Source organism: Leeia aquatica (genome assembly GCF_012641365.1).
GTDB classification, from domain to species: Bacteria; Pseudomonadota; Gammaproteobacteria; order Burkholderiales; family Leeiaceae; genus Leeia; species Leeia aquatica.
The window spans coordinates 405981-429792 of the sequence record NZ_JABAIM010000003.1 but is presented as its reverse complement, the minus strand read 5'-3'; the positions used below and the strand labels follow the sequence as shown (position 1 = coordinate 429792).

19 protein-coding genes are annotated in these 23812 nt (G+C 62.9%); 9 read left to right on the top strand and 10 right to left on the bottom strand.

Translation table 11 applies throughout. From position 1 onward, the window contains the following. The first annotated feature begins 40 nt into the window (after positions 1 to 40). From mgtE to HF682_RS14690, 4 genes are all read left to right on the top strand, one after another. Complete coding sequence (gene mgtE, locus HF682_RS14705) at positions 41 to 1483, top strand: magnesium transporter (protein ID WP_168878066.1); 1443 nt, start codon at positions 41 to 43, stop codon at positions 1481 to 1483. Then, positions 1480 to 2304 (top strand): peptide chain release factor N(5)-glutamine methyltransferase, encoded by an 825-nt coding sequence (prmC, locus tag HF682_RS14700; RefSeq protein WP_168878065.1) that lies wholly within the window; start codon positions 1480 to 1482, stop codon positions 2302 to 2304. The genes mgtE and prmC overlap by 4 nt, the downstream gene beginning before the upstream one ends. Then, on the top strand, positions 2305 to 3018 hold the full coding sequence (locus HF682_RS14695; protein ID WP_168878064.1) for a helix-turn-helix domain-containing protein: 714 nt from the start codon (positions 2305 to 2307) through the stop codon (positions 3016 to 3018). Positions 3019 to 3079: 61 nt separating this feature from the next. Then, positions 3080 to 3913, top strand: a complete 834-nt coding sequence (locus tag HF682_RS14690) for a DMT family transporter (RefSeq protein WP_168878063.1) — start codon at positions 3080 to 3082, stop codon at positions 3911 to 3913. On the opposite strand, the gene HF682_RS14685 is transcribed toward HF682_RS14690, so the two are convergent. From HF682_RS14685 to hemC, 3 genes are read right to left on the bottom strand one after another with little or no spacing between them, the layout of a single operon-like run. Beyond that, on the bottom strand, positions 3901 to 5118 hold the full coding sequence (locus HF682_RS14685; RefSeq protein ID WP_168878062.1) for a heme biosynthesis HemY N-terminal domain-containing protein: 1218 nt from the start codon (positions 5116 to 5118) through the stop codon (positions 3901 to 3903). The two genes, HF682_RS14690 and HF682_RS14685, sit on opposite strands and share 13 nt — an antisense overlap. Further along, on the bottom strand, positions 5115 to 6968 hold the full coding sequence (locus HF682_RS14680; RefSeq protein WP_168878061.1) for a uroporphyrinogen-III C-methyltransferase: 1854 nt from the start codon (positions 6966 to 6968) through the stop codon (positions 5115 to 5117). Before HF682_RS14680 ends, HF682_RS14685 begins: the two co-directional genes overlap by 4 nt. A 10-nt stretch (positions 6969 to 6978) precedes the next feature. Further along, positions 6979 to 7911 carry a hydroxymethylbilane synthase gene (hemC, locus tag HF682_RS14675; protein WP_168878060.1) on the bottom strand — a complete coding sequence of 311 codons (933 nt, stop codon included), beginning with the start codon at positions 7909 to 7911 and terminating at the stop codon, positions 6979 to 6981. A 250-nt stretch (positions 7912 to 8161) separates the two neighbouring features. Here hemC and ppc point away from each other — a divergent pair, with 250 nt between their 5' ends. The 4 genes from ppc to HF682_RS14655 all read left to right on the top strand — a co-directional run bounded on the left by ppc (position 8162) and on the right by HF682_RS14655 (position 12960). After that, positions 8162 to 10921, top strand: a complete 2760-nt coding sequence (ppc, locus tag HF682_RS14670; protein ID WP_308418747.1) for a phosphoenolpyruvate carboxylase — start codon at positions 8162 to 8164, stop codon at positions 10919 to 10921. Positions 10922 to 11151: 230 nt separating this feature from the next. Then, positions 11152 to 11688 carry a metal-dependent hydrolase gene (locus HF682_RS14665; protein WP_168878059.1) on the top strand — a complete coding sequence of 179 codons (537 nt, stop codon included), beginning with the start codon at positions 11152 to 11154 and terminating at the stop codon, positions 11686 to 11688. An 11-nt stretch (positions 11689 to 11699) separates the two neighbouring features. Further along, on the top strand, positions 11700 to 12767 hold the full coding sequence (locus tag HF682_RS14660; RefSeq protein ID WP_168878058.1) for a 3-deoxy-7-phosphoheptulonate synthase: 1068 nt from the start codon (positions 11700 to 11702) through the stop codon (positions 12765 to 12767). 10 nt (positions 12768 to 12777) lie between these two features. Continuing rightward, a complete protein-coding gene (locus HF682_RS14655; protein ID WP_168878057.1) occupies positions 12778 to 12960 on the top strand; it encodes a hypothetical protein in 183 nt (60 codons plus the stop codon). An 89-nt stretch (positions 12961 to 13049) separates the two neighbouring features. Here the strand turns inward: HF682_RS14655 and HF682_RS14650 are convergent, their stop codons facing one another. Both HF682_RS14650 and HF682_RS14645 read right to left on the bottom strand, forming a co-directional pair. After that, positions 13050 to 14474: a sensor domain-containing diguanylate cyclase gene (locus tag HF682_RS14650; protein WP_240947283.1), complete on the bottom strand. Its 1425-nt coding sequence runs from the start codon at positions 14472 to 14474 to the stop codon at positions 13050 to 13052. Positions 14475 to 14557: 83 nt separating this feature from the next. Further along, on the bottom strand, positions 14558 to 15331 hold the full coding sequence (locus tag HF682_RS14645) for a class I SAM-dependent methyltransferase (RefSeq protein WP_168878055.1): 774 nt from the start codon (positions 15329 to 15331) through the stop codon (positions 14558 to 14560). Positions 15332 to 15426: 95 nt separating this feature from the next. Here HF682_RS14645 and HF682_RS14640 point away from each other — a divergent pair, with 95 nt between their 5' ends. Then, entirely contained in the window at positions 15427 to 16587 is a 1161-nt protein-coding gene (locus tag HF682_RS14640; protein WP_168878054.1) for a citrate synthase family protein, read from the top strand. 1 nt (position 16588) lies between these two features. Here HF682_RS14640 and HF682_RS14635 read toward each other — a convergent pair whose 3' ends face one another. From HF682_RS14635 to tkt, 5 genes are all read right to left on the bottom strand, one after another. Continuing rightward, the gene (locus tag HF682_RS14635) at positions 16589 to 17809 is read right to left on the bottom strand and encodes a M24 family metallopeptidase (RefSeq protein WP_168878053.1); all 1221 of its coding nucleotides are present in this window, start codon (positions 17807 to 17809) and stop codon (positions 16589 to 16591) included. A gap of 171 nt (positions 17810 to 17980) precedes the next feature. Beyond that, complete coding sequence (gene fba, locus HF682_RS14630; protein WP_168878052.1) at positions 17981 to 19045, bottom strand: class II fructose-bisphosphate aldolase; 1065 nt, start codon at positions 19043 to 19045, stop codon at positions 17981 to 17983. 190 nt (positions 19046 to 19235) lie between these two features. Continuing rightward, a complete protein-coding gene (locus HF682_RS14625; protein WP_168878051.1) occupies positions 19236 to 20411 on the bottom strand; it encodes a phosphoglycerate kinase in 1176 nt (391 codons plus the stop codon). A 109-nt stretch (positions 20412 to 20520) separates the two neighbouring features. Further along, entirely contained in the window at positions 20521 to 21534 is a 1014-nt protein-coding gene (gene gap / locus HF682_RS14620) for a type I glyceraldehyde-3-phosphate dehydrogenase (RefSeq protein WP_168878050.1), read from the bottom strand. A gap of 175 nt (positions 21535 to 21709) precedes the next feature. Further along, on the bottom strand, positions 21710 to 23695 hold the full coding sequence (gene tkt, locus HF682_RS14615; RefSeq protein WP_168878049.1) for a transketolase: 1986 nt from the start codon (positions 23693 to 23695) through the stop codon (positions 21710 to 21712). Positions 23696 to 23812: the final 117 nt, after the last annotated feature.

Below are 23812 nucleotides of genomic sequence, written 5' to 3'. Positions count from 1 at the left end.
GCGTTGAGCTGCAGCCCCCGATGGGGCGGAGCTTGGCGTCATGACCACCGAACTCGAACAAAAACCGCAGGAAAGCCTGCAGGACAACCTGAAACAAGTGGTTGCCCTGCTGCACAAGCACAAGCTGGTTGAGGACCTGATTCACAAGCAATCCGGCCCGCATCAGGATCTGGTGGAAACCCTGGTCCATCGCCAGCATCTCACCGAGCTGCAAAAGCGGCTGGATGCCTTGCATTCGGCGGACGTGGCACACATTCTCGAAGCGCTGCCGCTGGCCGACCGTCTGACCGTCTGGCATATGGTCAAGGCCGAGCGTGACGGCGACATCCTGCTGGAAGTCTCCGACTCGGTACGGGAATCACTGATCGCCGACATGGACGATCAGGAGTTGCTGGCGGCGGCCGAATCGCTGGATGCGGACGAGCTGGCCGATCTGGCCCCCGATTTGCCAGAAGACGTGGTGGCCGAGCTGATGACCGGCCTCGACGCCCAGGAGCGCGAGCGGCTGCAATCGGCCCTGTCTTACGAGGACGATCAGGTCGGCGCGCTGATGGACTTCGAAATGGTCACCATCCGCGATGATGTGTCGCTGGAAGTGGTGTTGCGCTACCTGCGCCGTTTCGATGAGCTGCCAGACCACACCGACAAGCTGTTTGTGGTCGACCAGGCGGGCTTGCTGCAAGGGGTACTGCCACTCAAGCGTCTGCTGCTGAATGATCCGGACAAGCGCGTGCTGGAGGTGATGGCGGATGATCCGGTCACCTTCTCGCCCGGGGATGACGTCAGCGATGCGGCGCAAGCCTTCGAGCGGTATGACCTGATTTCCGCCCCGGTGGTGGATGCCACCGGCAAACTGTGCGGACGGCTGACCATTGATGCGATGGTGGACGTAATTCGGGAAGAATCTGACAGCGAGATGCTGAATCTGGCCGGTTTGAAGGAGGAAGAGGATATCTTTGCCGGGGTGTGGCGCTCGGTGAAGAACCGCTGGGCCTGGCTGGCCATCAATCTGGTGACCGCCTTTGTGGCATCCCGGGTAATTGGCCTGTTTGAAGGTTCCATCGAAAAACTGGTGGCGCTGGCAGCGCTGATGCCGATTGTAGCGGGGATCGGCGGCAATTCCGGCAACCAGACCATCACCATGATCGTGCGCGCCATGGCGCTGGATCAGCTGCATCCGGACAGCGCGCGCTGGATGCTGAAAAAGGAAATCGGCGTCAGCCTGGCCAACGGGGTGATCTGGGGCGGCTTGATCGGCGTGGTGGCCTACGCGCTGTATGGTAGTCCCTTGCTGGGGTTGGTGATGACCGCCGCCATGACCTTGAACCTGATGCTGGCCGCCTTCATGGGGGTGATGATCCCGATGACCCTGGTCAAGCTGGGACGGGATCCCGCCATGGGGTCTTCGGTGATGATCACCGCGTGTACCGACTCGGGCGGCTTTTTCATCTTCCTCGGTCTGGCGACCGTGTTCCTGCTGTGAGTGACGATAGCCTCGATCAGCTGCTGCGCCATTGCGGCCTGCCCCGGCTGGAGGCGCGCCTGCTGCTGCAGCAGGTATTGCAGGTCAACCATGCCTGGCTGGTGGCCCATGGCGGGGAACCCATCTCGAGCGACGCCCGGCTCGATTTTGCCACGCTGGTGCAGCGTCGGCTGGCCGGAGAGCCGATTGCTTACTTGCTGGAGTGCCGCGAATTCTACGGGCGGCCCTTCCGCGTCACGCCCGCCGTGCTGATCCCGCGCCCGGATACCGAGCTGCTGATCGAACAGGCACTGGCCCATCTGCCGGCTGATGCACCGCTGCAGGTGCTGGATGTGGGCACCGGCAGCGGCTGTATCGCCATTACGCTGGCACTGGAGCGGCCACAGTGGCAGCTGACAGCACTGGACCTGTCCGATGCCGCCTTGCAGGTGGCGCAGCACAATGCCAGGCAGTTGGGCGCCTCCGTACGGTTTGTGCGCAGCGACTATCTGAGTGCCGTCACCGGGCAGCGGTTTGATGCCATTGTCAGCAACCCGCCCTATATCCCGCTGGGTGACCCCCACCTGCAGCAGGGCGACCTGCGCTATGAACCCGCCAATGCCTTGACCGATGGTGCCGATGGCTTGCAGGCTTACCGCGCACTGGCCCAGCAGGCGAAGGCCTGCCTGCGCCCCGGCGGCTGGTTGCTGGTCGAGCACGGTTATGACCAGGGCGAGACGGTGCCTGCCTTGTTGCAGCAAGCGGGTTGGCAACAAATCCGTTTGCACCATGATCTGGCCGGGCAAGCCCGTGTCACCTGCGCGCAGCGGCCGGAGGGTTGAATGAGTCAGGCTGCGCTTCGTCACTATGCGGCCAGCCATGGCAGCCATGCCCATGCGTTCAGCCAATGGCTGTGCTGCCTACAGGGTGCGCTGGAGCTGGAAGTGGAGGGGCATCTGTACCGGGTATTGCCGGGCAGCGGGGTGTGGATCCCGCCGCAGAGCCGCCATGACTTTGCGGGCTATCAGAACAATCAGTGTCTGGTGCTGGATTTGCCGGTGGAAGTCTTTCCACGCCGCCCGACCGCGTTTGGCTGGCCTGCCGCCTTGCGGCCCTTGCTGCAGCAGCTGCAACAGGCCTTGCAGCAGCGCCCCGACCATGTCGGGCTGCAGGCTGCCGTTGCGGGTGTGCTGTGCTGGCATCAATCCCCCACGCGTACGGCAACCCTGCCGCTGGACGCACTGGGCCACTGGGTGAGCGCCCATCTGCACCGGCCGATTACGGTGGCCGAACTGGCCCAGCTCTGCGGCTGGTCCGTGCCGCATTTTCACGATTGCTTCCGCCAGCATACTGGACTCACCCCGCAATCCTGGTTACGTCAGCTGCGTTTGCAGGCCGCCCGGCAGCGTTTACAGCAGGGTATGGCGGTGGCTGCGGTAGCGGCACAGGTGGGGTATGCCTCACCCTCCGCCCTCACCGCCGCCTTGCGGCGCAGCGATGGGGTGCGCGCCCGTGACCTGTGGCCAGATACGCACAAAATCGGCACCCCATCCTAGCCTTGCGACGATCCGCCCCGTCCTGCCACGCTAGCATGGGGTTTTTGCCAAGGAGAACACCATGCTGTGGGCGCTGATGGCCATCATCCTGTGGGCCAGCCTGGCGGTACTGGGGCTGGCGCTGGCGCACTGGCCGCCTTTCTTGTTGACGGGCCTTTCCCTGCTGCTGGGGGGACTGTTGAGCCTGCCGCACTGGCGGCAATGGCGGGTACCGCTGCGCACCTTGCTGCTGGGGGTGTATGGCCTGTTCGGTTTCCATTTCCTGCTGTTCATGGCGTTACGCCACGCGCCACCGATTGAGGCCAATCTGATCAACTACCTATGGCCTTTGCTGATTGTATTGCTGACGCCCCTGTTTCTGCCGGGGCACCGCTTGCGGGCCGTGCATGTGCTGGCGGCGGTGCTGGGCTTTGCCGGAGCGGCGCTGGCCATTGTTGGCGGGCGACAGTTCAGCCTGCAGGGCAGTGGCGTCGGCTTTGCGTTGGCCGGCTGTTCGGCCTTGGTCTGGGCGAGCTACTCACTGGCCAGTCGTCGGGTACCTCCATTCCCGACAGCGGCGGTTGGCGGTTTTTGCATGGTATCCGCTGCGCTGGCCTTGCTCTGCCACGGGCTGTGGGAGCCTGCGGTGGTGTGGCGGACGGTAGATGGTGTGAGTCTGCTGCTGTTGGGTCTGGGGCCGATGGGCGCGGCCTTTTACCTGTGGGATCGCGCGCTGAAGCAAGGCGATCCACGCCGGATCGGGGTGCTGGCTAACCTGACACCGCTGCTGTCTACCGTGGCCCTGCATCTGTGGACCGGGCGGCCACTGAGTGGGCAGGTCGGGCTGGCCGCCGTGTTGATCAGCGGGGCGGCCAGTCTGGTCTGGTGGTCCGGGCGGCGGGCTCAGTCGTCCTGATCGGCCAGTGCCTGCTCCACGGCGCTGGCGGCGGCCTCAAAATGCAGCTGTGCGGTGCTGGCCTCATCCAGCTGGGTCAGCAGGCGAGCCAGCTCAATATGGGTGACCGCAGAGGGGGCGACGGCCAGGCTGGCTTCCAGATAGCTGCGGGCCTTGCCCCAAAGCTGCTGCTGGCGGCAGAGGCGACCCAATGCCAGCAGCAGGCTGGCATCCTGCGGGTGTTGCTCCAGCCAGGCTTCGGCCTGCTGCACCCGCGCCAGCACTTCATCAGCCGGTGCGTCCGTGGGCAACTGGCTCAGTGCCAGCACCAGTGCAGGCTCCCAGCCATGCTGCAGTGCCTGGGTCAACACTTCCCGGCTGTCTTGCCACTGTTGCCAGTCGGTCAGCTTGCGAGCCGCTGTCAAGGCCATCTTGCTGTCCAGCCGGTAGTCAGCCGGCAGCTTGTTCCAGAAGCGGCGGAACAGCACCAGCTCCTGTACCTCGTCCCGCAGCTGGCGGGTGAACGCATGTTTGCGCAACTGCTCGGCTTGCACCGGGTTGATCGCCTCACTCTTTTCCAGTTGGGCAATCAGCGGCAGCACATGGGCAAACTGGCCCAATTGCTGGCGAGCGGTCAGTTCCAGCCGCAGGGCAGTGGTCAGCTTGGGCGCAATATTCTTGGCGGTATGCAGGGTTTCCAGCGCTTCTTCGTAGCGATGCGCTTTCAGTTGCAGCGAGGCTTGCACCATCAGCCGGGCGAGGTGGGTATCTGGCGTAGCCAGTTCACTGCGCGCCAGATAGGCATCACGCTTGTCGGTATTCTTGATCGAATCCGCTGCCGCGGCGGCCAGCAGCGCACTGATGGCGCGTGACTGTGGCGATTCTTCCAGCTCCAGCGTTTGCGAAGCCAGCCGCTCGGCGCGCGAGTAGCGACCTTCAAAGTAGGCTAGCAGTGCATCCAGCAGCGACTTCTGTGCCGCGTTGCGCCGCTTGCTGCGGTGGTAGTCGCGCACTTTCTGCGGCAGCGCCAGTGTGGTGGCAGCAGCACGGATGATGAAATAGGCGACAATGAAAGCCAGCACCGTCAGGAATACAAAGGTGTTGAAGCTGATGTCGATGCGATAAGGCGGCACAATCAGGATGGCATAGCCGGTGTTGACCCGGCTGAGCAGGGCCAGCACCACCGCCAGCACAAACAGCAGCAGGGTCCAGAACAGCGCCCTCATGGGTGGGCTCCTGCAGTGAGCTCCTGCTCTTGCAAGGTTTTCAGGCTGCCGAGTGCGCTCAGGCTGGCCGTCAGATCGGGCAATTTGACTTGCAGCGGCGTGGCCAGCATCTGGTTCAGCTGGGTCAGGCTCTGCTTCACGTCCATCGACTGGGTATCAAAGAAGCCCTGCAGGCTCTGGCGCACGGCTTGCAGGTCAGTGCGGAACACGTTTTCGTCGCGCTGTTGCAAGGCGGTGCGGGCGGACAGCAGGCGCAGCTTCATGTTCTCGCGCACAAAATAGGTCTGCTCGGCGGGCAGCAGTGGGGCATCCGGCTTGTCGATACGGCGGATACGGATCAGCTGCTTGATTTCGCCCCAAATTTCCTTGGACAGGCTGTCCGGTTCTTCCTTGACGTTGGGCAGCTTTGGCGCCTGCTGTGGGCGGCTGTCGATGCTGAAGGGCAGGTTGTCCACCACGGCCAGCATGGCATCCAGCCGCATGGTCAGGTTGACGGTATCCACATTGGGCAAGGTCTTGAGGGTGGCAATATCTTTGCCCACGCTCTGCCGCAGCGGCAGGAACTTGGGATTATCCTCCAGCGCCAGCCGCGACTGGGCTCCTTCCAGTGCTACCAGCGCGGCGCGCGGGTCGTTGGCAATCTGCAATTGCTGGCTGGCAGCCATCAGCAGCTGTTCGACTTCCGCCAGCAGCAGGCTGTCACGGTGCTGGTTCAGGTTCTGGTACAAGGCGGCCAGGGTCGCCTGCTGGCTTTGTGATTCGGCCATGCGGGTTTCCAGCGTGACCAGGCGTGAGCGCTCCTCAATACGCGCGCGCTCAATACGCTCAATCAGGTCACGGCTTTGCTTCTGAAAGGCGCCGGTTTCGGCCAGTCGCAGACCGACCTCACTCCTGAGCTGGCTCAGTTGCAGGCTGTTGTCGCGCCATTGCCAGATCAGGATGCCGAGGGCCACCAGGGCTACCAGCAAGGTCGGGTTGATCCGCTCAACCAGTCGCTCACCCAGGCCGGGGCGTTGTGGTTGTACGGGAGAAGCAGGTGTCGGTTCAGGCATCACAGTACGGCCAGTGGTCACGGGTGGGGGCGGCACATCCAGCGCGGCAGACAAAGCCTTCAACAAGGCGAGGTCACCACCGCTGCCGGCTTCGACAGCGCTGCCGCCGTGTGCCCGCACGGTATCCCCAATTTGCGGATGGGTGACACCGATCGGGATGGATTGTAGCTGCTTGAGCAGGCTTTCTCCAGCTGAGCTGAACAGATGGCGGGCCGCCTCACTGCTGGTGACGATAAAAGCATCCGGCGGGTCACTGCTCAGCAGGTCGGCCAGGTGCTGTGCGGTATCCTGTGGCAGCAGTCGACGGTAGCAGGGAATGTACTCTACCTGCGCCCCGCGCGCTTGCAAGCCATCACCCAGCTCCGCCTTGCCGTCTTCGCCACGGAAGATCAGGATTCGCTGCCCGTCCACCGACTGCAGTTCAGGCAGGGCCAGCACACCTTGGCTGTCGTACTGCTGGCGTGGGCACAGTACATCCGTGATGTGGGCTTGCTGCAAGGCGTGCGCGGTACCCGGGCCAATGGCCACAGCTTGCACCCCTTCTGGCCAGCTGCCGTGTGCCAGCAGCAGCGGCAGGGCCTGCTCGACGGCATTGGGGCTGACGAAGATGGCGAAACGGGCAGTAGACAGCGTTTCCGCCGCCTGGCGCAGCTGATGCGGATCAGGTAGCGGCTCGATCACCAGCAAGGGCAACAGCAGGGGTTCCCCCCCCAGCTCCCGGATGGATTGCATCAGGGCGCTGGCTTGTGCTGCCGGGCGGGTAACGACAATACGGCGGTGGTGCAGGGGTGGGTTCACCGAAGTCCAGTCAGGGCAGACTCAATGCTGCCATGATAGCATCCGCGCCCTGCGCAATCAGTGCCATTGCGGCGGCTTCACCCAGTTGTGTTGCGTCTGTCATACGACCGCGCTGCTCGGTGCGCAGCACTTGCTGGCCATCGGCTTGGGCCACGAAACCGCGCAGCCACAGCTGATCCCCCTCCAGTACCGCAAATCCCCCTAGCGGCACCTGACAGCTGCCACCCAGCTTGCGGCTCATGGCGCGCTCTGCTTGCACGCAGGCCGAGGTGGCGGCGTGATCCAGCCCGGCCAGCAGCGTGATCAGCTCAGGGCGATCACTGCGGCATTCAATGCCAATTGCGCCTTGGCCGACGGCGGGCAGGCTTTGCTCCGGCGGCAAGACGGCCCGGATGCGTTCTGCCAGCCCCAGCCGCTTCAGCCCGGCGACGGCCAGGATGATGGCGGCGTACTGGCCTTCATCCAGCTTGCGCAGGCGGGTGCCCAGATTGCCGCGCAAGGGTTCGATACGCAGATGCGGGTACTGCGCACGCAGCTGGCTTTCCCGCCGCAGGCTGGAGGTGCCAACTACGGCGCCGGCCGGCAGCGCTGCCAGACTGTCATACTGGTTGGATACCAGCGCATCAAAGGGTTCCTCCCGCTGCAGAATGGCGGGCAGGGCAAAGCCCTCCGGCAGCAGCATGGGGACGTCTTTCATCGAGTGCACGGCCAGATCGGCACGGCCTTCCTGCATGGCCAGTTCCAGCTCCTTGACGAACAGGCCTTTGCCACCAATTTTTGACAGACTGACATCCAGAATGCGGTCGCCCTGGGTGGTCATGCCCAGCAGTTCAACCTGCAGCCCCGGATATTGCGTTTGCAGCAGATGACGCACGTGTTCCGCCTGCCACAACGCCAGCGGGCTTTCACGGGTGGCGATGACGAGGCGGTCGGGGAAAGACATGAAAAAGTCCTTGATGATCAACTGTTAAAGGTGAACTGACAGTCTCATTGTACCATGCAGCAAATCGGCAACGGCTTGCGCTGGCGCAAGCAAAAAAACCTTTGCCGCGTTGCAATATTTTCGTCAAGATACGGCTTGTAGTTTGATTACATCATAAGAGGTGTTTTTTATGTAATGAAGGTGCCGAAAAGGCACCGGGCGTGGTGGTGATGCCGCAAGGCCGCATCACGCAGAATCGGGGGGATGCAAGGTGCGGGAAGAAGCAGAAGTCAAGTTGCGGCGTGACAAGGATGGACCCCTGCAGGACGATATTGCCCTGCTGGATCGCCTGTTGCTGGAAGTGCTGGCCTGTGTGGAAGGGGTGGAAACCGGGGCCACCATTACCCGCATCCGTGAAACTGCGCATGCCTTGGGGGATGCAGATCCCACCCAGCGCGCGGCGCTGGAAGCCGAACTGACCCAGCTGTCGCATGGCAATACCGTGGCGCTGGTGCGGGCATTCGCCTACTTCTCCCACCTGTCCAATATTGCCGAAGACCTGCACCACAACCGTCGCCGCCGCATTCACCGCATTGAAGGCTCCGCGCCACAGGTCGGCAGCTTGCCGCATGTGATGCAGCGGCTGCAGGAGCAACAAGTGACGCCAGGCAGCGTGCTCGAGCTCCTGCAAAATGGCTGGCTGTCGCCGGTGCTGACCGCGCACCCCACCGAAGTGCAGCGCAAGAGTGTGCTGGATTGTGAGCGCGAGATCGCCCGCCTGCTGACCGTGCGCAGCAACCCGTGGCTGACGCCAGAGGAGATGGACGCCAATACCGCAGCCCTGCGTCGCCTGGTGATGACCTTGTGGCAGTCGTCCGAGATTCGCAGCTTCAAGCTGACGGTATTCGACGAGATTCGCAACGGCCTCGCCTATTACGATTACACCTTCCTGCAGCAGTTGCCCGCGCTGTACCAGAATCTGGAAGCAGCGCTCGGCCAGCAGCTGGGTGCCCCAGTCGAGCTGCCTGCCTTTTTCCGAATGGGCAGCTGGATTGGCGGTGACCGCGATGGCAACCCCTTTGTCAACGCCGAAGTGCTGCGCTACGCCTTCAAGGTGCAGGCTGAAGTAGCCTTCCGCCATTATTTTGATTTGTTGTCGCGACTGGAATCGCGGCTGATGCTGTCCTCACGTGAGGTCAACGTGACGCACGATCTGGCTGCACTGGCCGCCAGCTCGGTACAGCAGCCGGAAAGCCGCAAAGACGAGCCCTACCGCCTGGCGCTGATGGCGATCCGGCAAAAGCTGGCCGCCAAGGCGCTGGCGCTGGGGCTGGATGGGGTGCGTACCTTTTGTGAAGGGGCGGAAGCGTATGCCACTCCGGCGGCTTTCCTTGCCGATCTGGCGGTGGTGGAGCATTCGCTGGAGTCGCATCAGAGTGGCTGGCTGACCGAGGGGACGCTGGCGCGTCTGCAGCGGGCGATCCAGATATTTGGCTTCCATCTGGCGACCATCGACGTACGCCAGCACTCTGGCGTGCATGAGCGGGTGGTCAGCGAGCTGCTGGCGGCTGCCGGGCTGGAGCACTACCCGGCGCTGGACGAAACCGCCCGCCTGCGGGTGTTGTTGCGTGAGCTGACTTCACCCCGCCCGCTGCGTTCGCCCTACTTTGCCTATGGCGAAGAAACCGCCAAGGAGCTGGCGATTTTCGACGCCATCCGCGACATTCGTCAGCAATTCGGCAAGGATGCCATCGTCCACGGCATCATTTCCAACGCCAACAGTGCGTCGGATGTGCTGGAAGTGGCGCTGATCCAGAAAGAGTGCGGCATGCTGCAGTTGCTGCCAACGCCGAAGACCGAGCTGATGGTGGTGCCGCTGTTCGAAACCATCGACGACCTGCAGCGCAGTGCGGGCATCATGCGCTCCCTGTTCGAGCTGCCGTTCTACCGCGCGCTGGTGGACAGCAAGCGCGGTACCCAGGAAATCATGCTGGGTTATTCTGACAGCAACAAGGATGGCGGCTATCTGACCTCCAACTGGGAGCTGTATCAGGCCGAGGTGGCGCTGGTGCAGGTTTGCGATGCCGCAGGGGTCAAGCTTCGCCTGTTCCACGGCCGCGGTGGTTCGGTAGGGCGCGGTGGAGGCCCCAGCCATGAGGCGATTCTGGCGCAACCGGCGGGTACGGTGCGCGGGCAGATTCGCATCACCGAGCAAGGTGAGGTGATCGCCTCCAAGTACGCCAACGCCGAGATTGGCTACCGCAATCTGGAAACCCTGCTGACGGCTTCATTGGAGGCCAGCCTGCTGCACCCGCCCACTGACCCGACCGATCCCGGCTGGCTGGAGGCCATGGCCGAGTTGTCCAATGCCTCATTCCGCGCCTACCGTGGGCTGGTGTACGAAACCGAGGGTTTCGAGACCTATTTCTCACAAGCCACGCCGATTGCCGAGATTGCGGCACTGAATATTGGCAGCCGCCCGGTAGCGCGCGGCGGCTTCAAGGGCATCAGTTCGCTGCGCGCGATCCCCTGGGTGTTCAGCTGGTCACAATCGCGGCTGATGATTCCGGGCTGGTATGGGCTCGGCAGTGCCGTTGCCCGCTTCGTCGAGCAGCGCGGTGACGAAGGCTGGGTTTTGCTGGGCCGGATGTACCGCGAGTGGCCGTTCTTCAAGACGGTGCTGTCCAATATGGAGCAGGTGCTGGCCAAGACCAATCTGGTGATTGCCGGTCGTTATGCTGAGCTGGTGACTGACAAGGCGCTGTCGCAACGCGTTTTCGGCACGCTGGTGGCGGAACGCGAGCGGACCATTGCTGCTGTGTTGCGCATCACCGGGCATGAAGCGCTGCTGGCCGGGAACCCGACCCTGGCGCGCAGTCTGAACACCCGCCTGCCGTATCTGGACGCGCTGTCGCACATTCAGGTGGACCTGCTCAAGCGTTTGCGCGGCGGGGATGAAGAGCCGATGGTGAAGCTGGCCATTTTGCAGACCATTAATGGGGTGGCGGCAGGGTTGCGCAACAGCGGCTGAAAACCTGTCCATAGCCTGCTGCGCGACGGTGATGCGGTGTTGAAAACAGCTTCGGAATGCTCATTTACATCGAGTAAACTCCGCTTCCTCAGCTGTTCTCGCCTTGCCTCACCCTCGCTCGCGAGGCTTTGGTCAGGTTTTAAGGGGCGCGGCTGCGGGCTGCGCCAGAGCATGGCGCAGCCCGCAGTGGCATGCTATAAGGGTAAGCTCGTCTACTGAGGAAGTGTGGCATGGCCACCCTGTTTACCCATCCCGCTGTTGCGTTGGCGCTCCGGCCTTGGCTGTCTAGCCTGCCCGCACAGCGCAGCGTCCTGTTGGGCGGTGTGCTGCTGACCATGCTGCCAGATGCCGATGTACTCAGCTTTGTGCTGCGTATCCCATATGAGCACATGCTGGGGCACCGGGGGCTGAGCCATTCCATCCTGTTTGCGGTGCTGGCAGGCTTCGTCTTTGCCTGGCTGCTGCGGCAGCGTGCCGGCTTTGCTGCGCTGTGGGGATTCGGTACGGTCTGCTGCCTGTCGCACAGTGTGCTGGACGCCATGACCTCCGGGGGGCTGGGCGTGGCCTGGCTGGCCCCATTCAGCAACGAACGTTTTTTTCTGCCGTGGCGACCGATCCGCGTATCGCCGATCGGGGTGGGCTTCTTCAGCCCGCGCGGCGTGGTGGTGATTTTGAGTGAGCTGGTATGGGTGTGGTTACCCTGCCTGCTGGTGATGGCGGTGGGTCGGGTCTGGCGCAAACGTCAGCAGACGGCACCCGTGCAGTAAAGTGAGTGAACATGCAGAATCTGGAAAACCTGAATATCCTGTCGTTTGACGACATGCCCTCGCCGGAGTCGATCCACCAGCGGGTACCGCTGACCGAGCGTGCGGCGCAGGTGGTGGCGCAAGGGCGGCAAGACCTCAAGCGTATTTTGGACCGGCAAGACCCGCGCCTGTTTGTGGTGGTCGGCCCCTGTTCCATCCACGACCCGGAAGCCGGGCTCGAATACGCCGCACGGCTGAAGCGACTGGCGGAGGAGGTGGGCGACACCCTGCTGCTGGTGATGCGGGTGTATTTTGAAAAACCGCGTACCTCGACCGGCTGGAAGGGTTTTATCAACGACCCGCGCATGGATGACTCCTTCCATATCGAAGAAGGCATGGAGCGAGGCCGGCGTTTCCTGCTGGACGTGGCTGAGCTGGGCCTGCCTGCTGCCACCGAGGCGCTGGACCCGATTTCGCCGCAGTACCTGGGTGACCTGATTGCCTGGACCGCGATTGGCGCACGGACCTCGGAATCGCAGACCCACCGTGAGATGTCGTCTGGCCTGTCCACGCCGGTCGGGTTCAAGAACGGTACCGATGGCTCGCTCGATGCCGCCGTGAATGCCATTTTGTCAGCCGCCAGCCCGCACAGCTTTCTCGGCATCAATGGCCAGGGTCGCTCCAGCGTGATCCGCACCCGCGGCAATGCTTACGGCCATCTGGTGTTACGCGGTGGTGGTGGGCGGCCCAACTATGATTCGGTCAGCGTGGCGATTGCCGAGACCGCGCTGAAAAAGGCCGGGCTGGCACAAAGCATTGTGGTGGATTGCTCACATGGCAATTCCTATAAAAAATATGAGCTGCAGCCGCTGGTACTGACCGATTGCGTACACCAGGTACGTGAGGGCAACCGCTCGATCGTCGGGGTGATGATCGAGAGCCACCTGCAAGCAGGTAATCAGCCGATTCCGGCGGACCTCAGCCAGTTGAAGTACGGCTGCTCGGTGACCGATGGCTGTGTGGACTGGGCGACGACGGAAGACATGATCCGCAAGGCAGCGGATACCTTGCGGGATGTGCTGCCGAAGCGTGTAGGTTAAGGGGGACGGGATGCGCGCAATACTGGGCGGTATGCTGGTGCTGACCCTGCTGACGGGCTGCCAGCGTGAGCAAAAGCCGGAAGACCGGCTGTTTGATGGCGATCGCAAGGCGCTGGAAAAGGCGCAAGGCGTGCAGCAGACGGTGGATCAGCAAGCGGCTTCCATGCAGCAGGGTATCGCCTCCGCCCAGTAGTGGACGGGCGCTGGCGCGCCGTCGGCGGGGGCGTGCCGGGCCAGCATCGGCCTGGACTTTCCCCTTGTTGCGGGTCGCCGGTCAAAGACTTACGGCGTCTCGTCTCGCCGATCCTGCAGTCCGCTGTGGTAGGCCCGCTTGGCTTCGTACATGCGGGTGTCTGCTTCGTGAATGGTCTGTTCCAGCTGGCCGCCTTCATGGCAGGTGGCCACACCCATGGACAGTGCCAAGGGGGTGCCGGGGTAGAACTGGTTATTGAGCTGGACCAGCCGGTCCAGCTGCTCGACCATGTTTTTACCGCCCGCCTCATCCGTACCAGGCAACAGCAGCACAAACTCATCGCCGCCAATACGGGCAGCAGAAGCAGGCCGGTCCACGGCCTTGTTCAACACTTCACCCACCCGGCGCAGCAAGGCATCGCCAGCGGCATGGCCCAGCAGGTCGTTGGTCTGCTTCAGACTATTGAGGTCCACAATCAGTACGGTCACCGGGAAGGGGCCGCGCCGCTGCAGGCGGTTCAGCTCGTCTGCATAGTAAGAACGGTTATACAGTTTGGTCAGCACATCGTGCTTGCCGAGAAATTCCAGATAGGCTTCTGCCTTCTTGCGGGCGGAGATATCGGTCAGCGCCACCTGCACCAGTGACCAGTCCCGCTCATAGCCGGGCAAGACGGAAAACTGCATGTAGATATGGCGGATACTGCCATCCAGCGCGTAGTTGACCACCTCGCGCTGCTGGAACAGCTTGCCCTGCCACAGGTCGATCAGCTGTTCAGTGAAGTTGCGCCGCATGTCATCACGGAAAATATCACCCAGACGAGCCAGCAGCGTGGTCTTGTCGGGGGCGCAGAACATCTCCAGTGTCTGTCGGTTCACGTCACTGACGCGAATCTCGCGCATGCAGCGATCGACAAACTCCGGGTGCACATCGGTAAACACCCGGAAATCGGTGATACCGGCTTCACGCACTTCATCCAGCAGAATCTTGACGGCGCTGAAGTCTTCCACCCATAGCGAGACCGGTGAGTGCTCGAATAAGCCCCGGGTATACGCCTCGCTTTGTGCCAGCCGCTCTTGTGCCTGACACAGGGCGGTGATGTTTTCGATCGACAACAGCACCCGTGACCAGTTTGCCTCATGTCCGGGCAGAATGGTGGCTTGCAGTTGAATGTCCAGCGGCTTGCCGCTGAGGGTGTAGTTGATGGTGCGCTGGTGCAGCGTGGTCTTGCCGTCCCACAATTGCTGTAGCTCGGACATGCTGCCCTGCATGCCGTTACGGAAGACCTGGTCCAGATTGGCGGTGAGCTGTTCGAAACTGTCCGCTTCAAACAGCTTCAAGGTGGCTTGATTCACCTTCAGTACCTGAATGCGGCGAGCACACTCGGTTCGCCGCTCAGGCACTTCATCCAGCCAGGCTTGCAGGTCGGTGACCCCGTTGCTTCGAAGCTGCTGGAAATGAGCGTGAACGGCACTAAAATCTTCCAGCCACAAGGAAACTGGGGCCAAGTCAAACATCAGGGCTTCATCGGACGGCATGAGGCAACTTTCAGAAGTGAGCCCTAACAGTTTAGCGGTTCCTGGCCCGGAAAGATGTGAATTTATGTCGCAAAAGGCTTGCGGGCGATGACGGCAAACACCCGATGGGGTACTTGCAGAACGGCTTGCGGAAAGTGGGCTTGTAACAGTAGGGCATGGGCGTCGTCAAAGCGGGCTACCGCGTCGGGTGGCAGCGAAGCCCCTACCCCCGCGCTGGCCCGGATGCGACCACGCCAGGCCTCGGGCGTGTAAGGAACGTCCAGATCAAAACTGAAGCTGTCCAGCCCGACAAAGCCTGCGTCCAGCAGATCGTTGAGGCGGCCTGGGTGGATGCCGCAACCACCATCTTTGTCCCACGCTGGGTTATGCTGTTTGACCAGCGCCTCCATGGCGGCGACCAGATTGCCCGGGCGCGGCAACCAGTCGAAGCTGGCAATCAGGACCGCACCGCCGAGCCGCAGTAGACGCAGAATTTCCTGCGTTGCCAGCCGGGCGTCAAACCAGTGCCAGCTCTGTCCGGCGGTGACCACGTCAAATGACCCTTCAGGCAGACCGGTCGCCTCGGCGCGACCCAGGTGGTAGTCCACCACCACCCCGGCACGCTGGTCCAGTTCGCGTGCTTGCGCCATCATGGGTGCTGCTATGTCCAGCCCGCTGACGCGGCAGCCGCGCAGGGCAAAGCCTCGGGCCAGTGTGCCGGTACCCGTTGCCAGATCCAGCAAGCGCTGGCCTTTCAGGCCGATGCCATAAGGTTGCAGGCGGGCAAACAGGTCCGGCGGAAAGCCCGCGCGGTGGGTAGCGTAGTCGGTCGCGGTTAAACCAAAATCGTAATTCATGATGTCATCCCCTATTGCGATGGATCCGCCCGGGCGGGGAGTTGCATGCATGCGCACTATTGCGCAGCGCTGCGGAAACGGTCAATCTTGATGTAATGAATCAACCTGACCTCCCTGATACCGACTGGCTGGACGCCAAGACTGCTGCCGCATGGCTGGGGGTGAGCCGTGCCACCCTCTACGCCTACGTCAGCCGGGGCTGGCTGCACCCGCGCGAGCAGGGCCGTCATCACCGCTATGCGGTGAAGGAGCTGGTGCGCTTGCGTGCACGGCAGCAGGCGCGCAGTGGCCGCGCAGCGGCGGCCCGCTCGCTGGACTGGGGCCAGCCGGTGCTGCAATCCGCGCTGACGCTGGTGCAGGCGGGGGAGCTGTATTACCGGGGGCGTGCGGTCACCCTGCTGGCACAGCAGGCTACGCTGGAGGACGTCGCCCGTTTGCTGTGGCAGGTGCCGGGGGAGGACTGGGCGCAGTGCCGTGCTCCAGCCGCCTTGCAGGGGCTGGATGTGTGGGCGGCACTGGCGCGTTGTGTGGGGCAGTTCTCCTTGCTACCGGTCTCGGCGATGGGCTTGGTGCGCACGGTGGCCCAAGCACTGCTGGGGCAGGGCGACCCAGGGCTCGCCCTGCACCACTGGTGTGCAGAGGCCTGGGAGCGGCCGGAATCGGCTGAGGCCATCCGGCTGGCGCTGGTGCTGTGTGCTGACCATGAACTGAACCCCTCCAGCTTTACCGCGCGCTGCATTGCGGCAACCGGGGCTGATTTGGCGGCGGTACTGCTGGGGGCGATGGCGGCACTGAGTGGGGCCCGGCACGGCGGCGCGACCCGTGAGGTGGCCACCTGGTGGGCGCAGCTACCAACGGAAACAGTGGCGCGGCGGGTGGCGTTGCAGGCGGCGGCAGGACAAGCGTCGGTGGGGTGGGGACATCCCCTGTACCCGCAAGGCGACCCGCGGGCACGCCTGATGCTGGCTACCCTGCCGATGTCGGACGCTGGGGTGCAGCTGGTGCAGGAGATGCAGGCCGCAGGGGCCGCACCGCCCAGCCTGGACTTTGGTCTGGTGGCCTTGGCACGGCACTGGCAATGGCCGCAGGATGCGGCGTTCACCCTGTTTGCCCTGGGGCGAAGCGTCGGCTGGCTGGCGCATGCACTGGAGCAGGTGGCGCAAGGGCAGCCGATCCGGCCGCGGGCTGACTATACCGGCCCGCTACCAGACCGTGAACCCGCGCCACCGGGGCGGCGGGTTCGTTTGCTGGACTGACTCAGGCGGCCAGGCCGAACGGATCGTCGATACTGTGCGATGGCTGGGTGAACCAGCGCGGGCCGTCTTCGCTCATGTAGAAGTGGTCTTCCAGACGGATGCCGAATTCGCCGGGCACACAGATCATTGGCTCGTTACTGAAGCACATGCCAACCTGCAGCGGGGTATCATCGCTGCCGACCAGGTACGGCCACTCGTGGATGTCCAGCCCGATACCGTGGCCGGTACGGTGCGGCAGACCTGGCAGGTCGTAACCGGCGCTCAGGCCGTGGGCGGCCAGACAGCGGCGTGCAGCGGCATCCACCTCCTTGCACGGCACACCCAGCTGCGCCGCCTTGAAGGCTGCAGCCTGTGCGGCTTTTTCGGCATTCCAGATCTCACGCTGGCGTGGGCTGGCCTCGCCGAACACGTAGCTGCGGGTGATGTCCGAGATGTAGCTGTGCAATTTGCAGCCGGTGTCGATCAGCACCATATCGCCTTGCTTCAGCGTCTGCGGGTACTTCACGCCGTGCGGGAACGCGCTGGCCTCGCCAAACAGCACGATGCAGAAGTAGGAGCCGTTGGCGCCGACCTTGCGATGCGCCGCTTCAATGAAGGCTTCTACCTCGGTCGTGGTGATGCCTTCATGCAGGATGCTGGCGACGGCCTTGTGCACTTCCAGTGTCATGTCCTTGGCGCGTTGCATCAGTGCAATTTCGGCGGGGGATTTGCAGGTACGGCAATGTGCCGTCACCGGCTTGGCGTCCACAAAATCATGGGCGGAGGTCAGCTTCTGTATGCCATTGACCACAAAGAACGGTGTGCTTTCGCTCAAACCGATCACCGGGCGACGACCCTGAGCAGGCAGTGTATCCAGCATGCGTACAAATAGCGCATACGGGCTCTCGTGCTCATGCCAGGCCAGCACTTCACCCTCCACCGCCATGTAGTCGCGCAGGGTGCCAATCTCAAACCAGGGCGAGATGTAACGCACGGGCCCTTGTGCGGGCAGCAAGGCGCCGACCATGCGCTCGCTGGGGTTCCAGCGGGTACCGGTAAAATAATACAGGTCGGTCCCGGCATGCAGATAGACGGCGTCGATACCGTTCGCCTGCATATAAGCCTGGGCCTTGGCGATGCGGGCCTGATACTCGGCCTGCTCAATAGGGCGTGCACCCGCTGTCATGTCTGACAGTCGGGCCAGTGCTGCTTCGGGCGTACTGCCGCCGATGCCGATACTCATTTGTCCTCAATCCTTGTTATGTTGTCAGGTGTCGCTAAAAAACAGTTTCCCGGCCTGACCAACATCCCATTTGATTGGTCCGACTAAAAAATGCAGCCGTATTATAGCGGGGGACAAGGACGAGCGAAACCCGCCGGGCGGATGCGCCGCCCGGCGGGTGAGTGGAAAGGGTCAGCGAACGACCGCTGCCAGCTCGCCCTTGGCGTAGCGGCTGGCCATGGCATCAAGCGACAGGGCTTTGATCTTGCTGGCCTGCCCGGCGGCACCAAACGCTTCGTAGCGGGCCACGCAGATGTCACGCATGGCGGTGACGGTTTCCTTCAGGTACTTGCGCGGGTCGAATTCGGCCGGGTTCTTGGCGAGGAAGCGGCGGATAGCGCCGGTGGACGCCAGGCGCAGGTCAGTGTCGATATTGACCTTGCGTACGCCGTGCTTGATGCCTTCCACGATCTCTTCGACCGGCACGCCGTAGGTTTCCGGAATCTGGCCACCAAACTCGTTGATCACCGCCAGCCAGTCCTGCGGCACGCTGGAACTGCCGTGCATCACCAGATGGGTGTTGGGGATGCGGGCGTGGATGGCCTTGATGCGGTCAATTGCCAGGATGTCGCCGGTCGGCGGGCGGCTGAACTTGTAGGCGCCGTGGCTGGTGCCAATGGCGATCGCCAGCGCATCCACCTGGGTGTCGCGCACAAAACGGGCGGCCTCTTCCGGGTCGGTCAGCAGCTGTGAATGGTCCAGCGTGCCTTCGGCACCCACGCCATCTTCCTCACCGGCCATGCCGGTTTCCAGCGAGCCCAGGCAACCGATTTCACCTTCCACCGACACGCCGCAGGCGTGAGCCATTTCAACGGTGGTACGGGTCACCCGCACGTTATAGTCGTAGTCAGTCGGGGTTTTGCCATCTTCAGCCAGCGAGCCGTCCATCATCACCGAACTGAAGCCCAGCTGGATCGAGCGCTGGCAAATGGCCGGACTGGTGCCGTGGTCCTGATGCATTACCACCGGGATATGCGGAAACTCTTCTACCGCCGCCAGAATCAGGTGGCGCAGAAACGGTGCACCCGCGTATTTGCGGGCACCGGCGGAAGCCTGCACGATCACCGGGCTGTCGGTCTTATCGGCCGCTTCCATGATGGCGCGCATCTGTTCCAGATTGTTGACGTTGAAAGCGGGCAGACCATAGCTGTGCTCGGCAGCGTGGTCGAGCAACTGGCGCATGGATACGAGAGGCATGCGAATCTCCGGGGTTGGCGGTGCCCCGTGCCTTGCGGCGGGGGAGGGGCAACCGCACGATTTCAGTCGAGTGGTATGCTGCTTGCTGTGGCGTATTGTACCACTGGCCCGCCTGCCGCCAAGCAGACCGCTATGGGACCACTGCAAGTGGTCTGCCATATCAGGCAGACCACATCCGATAGGCCGTTGATCAGGCGCGCTGTTGCAGGATGTCCACCGCCGGCAGCACCTTGCCTTCGAGGAACTCGAGGAAGGCGCCGCCACCGGTGGAAATATAGGATACCTGCTCGGTAATGCCATACTTGGCCACCGCCGCCAGCGTGTCGCCGCCACCGGCAATCGAGAAGGCCGCGCTATCGGCAATGGCGCGTGCCAGCGTTTCGGTGCCCTTGCCAAACTGATCAAATTCAAACACGCCGACCGGGCCATTCCACACCACCGTACCGGCATGGGCAATCAGCTCGGCCAGCTCATTGGCGGCGTTCGGGCCAATATCGAGGATCATCTCGTCGGCCCCGACGGCCGCCAGCGGCTTCACCGTGGCCGTGGCCGTGGCGCTGAATTCGCTGGCCACCACCACATCTTGCGGCAGAGGCACCTTGCCACCGCGGGCGCGCAGCTTCTGAATGACGGCTCGGGCTGCATCCAGCAGGTCCGGCTCGGCCAGCGACTTGCCGATCTGGTGGCCTTCAGCCAGCAGGAAGGTGTTGGCGATACCACCGCCGACGATCAACTGGTCTACCTTGTCGGCCAGTGCCTCCAGGATGGTCAGCTTGGTGGAGACCTTGGAGCCCGCCACGATGGCGACCAGCGGGCGAGCCGGTTGTGCCAGCGCCTTGCCCAGAGCGTCCAGTTCCGCCGCCAGCAGCACCCCGGCGCAGGCGACCGGGGCAAACTTGGCAACGGCGTGGGTGGAAGCCTCGGCACGGTGGGCGGTACCAAAGGCATCGTTCACGAACACATCACACAGCGCGGCATAGGCCTGCCCCAGTGCATCGCTGTTCTTCTTTTCACCGACATTGCAGCGCACGTTCTCCAGCATGGCGACTTCACCGGCTGCCAGCGACACGCCGTGTTGCTGCCAGTCGGCCACCAGCCGCACCGGCTTGCCCAGCAGCTCAGCCAGGCGGGCGACCACCGGGGCCAAGCTGTCTTCCGGCTTGAGCTCACCTTCGGTCGGGCGGCCCAGATGGGTCATCAGCAACACCGATGCACCCTGTGCCAGCGCCAGCTCAATCGACGGCAAGGAGGCGCGGATACGGGTATCGTCGCCAATCACACCGTCCTTGACCGGCACGTTCATGTCGACGCGAATCAGCACCCGCTTGCCGGCCAGCGCTTGATCACTCAGTTTCTTGAATTGCATGCCACCACTCCTGTTTCAGTTGGAATCCGCATCACAGCCGGGCGATCCCGGTTGCTCCATCTCTGTCCGATGACGCACCCCCGTCATCGCCCTGCTGCAGCGGAAACGCTCAAACGGCCATCAAGGCCTTGGCAGCATCCAGCATGCGGCAGGAGTAGCCCCACTCATTGTCGTACCAGGCCGACACATTGAGCAGGTTGCCATCCAGCACCTTGGTGAGGGTGGAGTCAAAAATGCTCGACGCCGGGGTGTGGTTGAAATCCACCGACACCAGCGGTTCGTCGTTGTAGTCAATGATGCCCTTCATCCTGCCGCTGGCAGCATCCGCCATCAGCTGATTGACTTCGTTCTTGTCGGTATTGCGCTTGAGCACCACCGCCAGATCCACCATCGACACATTGATGGTCGGTACCCGGATGGAGAAACCATCCAGTCGGCCATTGAGTTCCGGCAGTACCAGGCCCACTGCGGCTGCAGCGCCGGTCTTGGTCGGGATCATGCTTTGCGTGGCCGAGCGGGCACGGCGCAGGTCCTTGTGGCGCACGTCGGTCAGCACCTGATCATTGGTGTAGGCGTGGATGGTGGTCATCACCCCTTTTTCAATGCCGATGGCCTCGTGCAGCACCTTGACGATCGGTGCCAGGCAGTTGGTGGTGCAGGAGGCGTTCGACACCACCACATGCTCCGGGCGCAGAATGTGCTCGTTGACGCCGACCACGATGGTGGCATCCACGTCCTTGTCGCCCGGTGCCGAGATCAGCACCTTGCGGGCGCCCGCTTCCAGGTGCACCTTGGCCTTGGCCTTGCTGGTAAAGGCACCGGTACATTCCAGTACTACGTCCACCCCCAGCTCCCCCCACGGCAGTTCTGCCGGGTTACGGGTCGAGAAGAAACGGATGTCCTCACCGTTGACCCGTAGCCACTTGCCGTCGGCATCGGCCTTCACCTCAAACGGGAAGCGGCCGTGCACGGTATCGTACTTGGTCAGGTGGGCGTTGGTTTCCAGATCGCCCGAAGCGTTGATGGCCACCAGCTTGAATTCGCTGCGGCGCTGGGTTTCGTACAAGGCACGCAGCACATTGCGGCCAATCCGACCGTAGCCGTTGATGGCGATGCGGATCATGGGGGGAGACTCCTTACGGTTTCACGAGTGGGTTTGACAAGACCGTCCGCCCGGCATGGGGGTGCCTGACCATCCGATTGGGGGAGGATGGGGGAAGACGGGGTGATGAGGCCCCGCTGCCGCAGGCAGCTGGGGGAGGGGCGGGAGCAGGGCGTCATCGGGATGCTGCGCGGGATTACAGGACCGCCTTGACCTGGGCGACCACGTTATCCACGGTAAAGCCAAATTGCTTGAACAGGGCCGGGGCCGGGGCGGATTCACCAAAGGTGTCGATGCCGACAACGGCACCATGCAGGCCGACATACTTGCGCCAGTAGTCCGATACACCCGCCTCGATGGCCACACGTGGGGTGTGGCGCGGCAACACCGACTGCTGGTAAGCGCTGTCCTGACGGTCAAACAGGAAGGGCGACGGCATCGACACCACGCGAACGTGGATGCCTTGCTCGGCCAGCGCAGCTTGCGCTTTCACCGCCAGATCAACTTCGGAACCGGTGGCGATCAGTACCGCTTTCAGTTCACCCGCTTCGGCTTTCAGCACGTAGCCGCCCTTGCGGATATCCGCCAGCTGCTGGGCATCCTTCGGCTGGTAGGCCAGATTCTGGCGGCTGAAGATCAGGCAGCTTGGGGTGTTGCGGTGCTCCACCGCCACTTGCCAGGCCACCAGCGCTTCCGCGGTATCGGCCGGACGCCACACGTCCATGTTCGGGATCATGCGCAGGGTCGCGGTCTGTTCCACCGGCTGGTGGGTCGGACCATCTTCACCGAGGCCGATCGAATCATGGGTGAACACGAAGATCGGGTTGATCTTCATCAGCGCCGCCATGCGCAGGGCATTGCGGGCGTATTCCGAGAACATCAGGAAGGTGCCGCCGAACGGGCGGAAGCCGCCGTACAGGGTCATGCCGTTCATGATGGCGGCCATGCCGAACTCGCGTACGCCGTAGTAAATGTAGTTGCCACCGGCTTCCTTGCTGACGCCGCTGGCCCCTTTCCACAGGGTCAGGTTGGACCCGGCCAGGTCGGCCGAGCCGCCGATCAGTTCCGGCAGTTTCGGTGCCAGCGCCTGAATGGCGTTCTGGCTGGCCTTGCGGGTGGCAATGGTTTCCGCCTTGCTGTCTACCGCTTGCAGTTGCTCGGCAGCGTACTGGGCGAAGTCGGCCGGCAGTTCACCGGACAGACGGCGGCTCAGTTCGGCAGCCAGCTGCGGGTGGGCTTGCTGGTAAGCGGCGAAGCGCTGGTTCCACTCGGCTTCCAGGGCCTCACCCTTGGCGCGGGCATTCCAGGCTTCAGCAATCGGGGCCGGAATGTCGAACGCAGCATGCGGCCAGCCAATGGCGGCGCGGGTGGCGGCAATCTCATCTGCACCCAGCGGTGCGCCGTGGCTGTCGTGGGTGCCTTGCTTGTTGGGCGAACCCTTGCCGATCACGGTCTGGCAGCAGATCAGGGTGGGTTTGCCTGCGGTTTTGGCTTCGGCAATCGCGCGGCTCACCGCGTCGGCGTCATGACCATCCACTTTGGGGATCACATGCCAGCCATAGGCAGCAAAGCGTTGCGGCGTGTTGTCGGTGAACCAGCCTTCGACGTGACCGTCGATGGAAATACCGTTGTCGTCGTAGAACACCACCAGCTTGTCCAGCCCCAGCGTACCGGCCAGCGAGCAGGCTTCGTGCGAAATGCCTTCCATCAGGCAGCCATCGCCGAGGAACACATAGGTGTGATGGTTGATCAGGTCAAAGCCGTCGCGATTGAATTCGGCGGCCAGCATCTTTTCAGCCAGTGCCATGCCCACCGCATTGGCAATACCCTGCCCCAGCGGGCCGGTGGTGGTTTCCACGCCCGGTGCGTAGCCATACTCCGGGTGGCCCGGTGTGCGGCTGTGCAATTGGCGGAACTGCTTGAGGTCGTCGATCGACAGGTCGTAACCGGTCAGGTGCAGCAAGCTGTACAGCAGCATCGAGCCATGGCCGTTGGACAGCACAAAGCGGTCACGGTTGGGCCACTTCGGGTTGGCAGGATTGTGCTTCAGCTCGCCATGCCACAAGGCCACGGCGATGTCGGCCATGCCCATCGGCATGCCGGGGTGGCCAGAATTGGCTTGTTGCACGGCGTCCATGGCAAGGGCGCGAATGGCGTTGGCGAGGTCGGTACGGGAAACCATTGCAAGTTCCTATTGTGCGAGAAGGGTCACGCAGGGGGTGGGGGCAAAATAAAATCTGCTAATTATCGCGTATCGGGCCGGATGGCGGCAAGTCAGACCATTTTAGTACCAGCACAA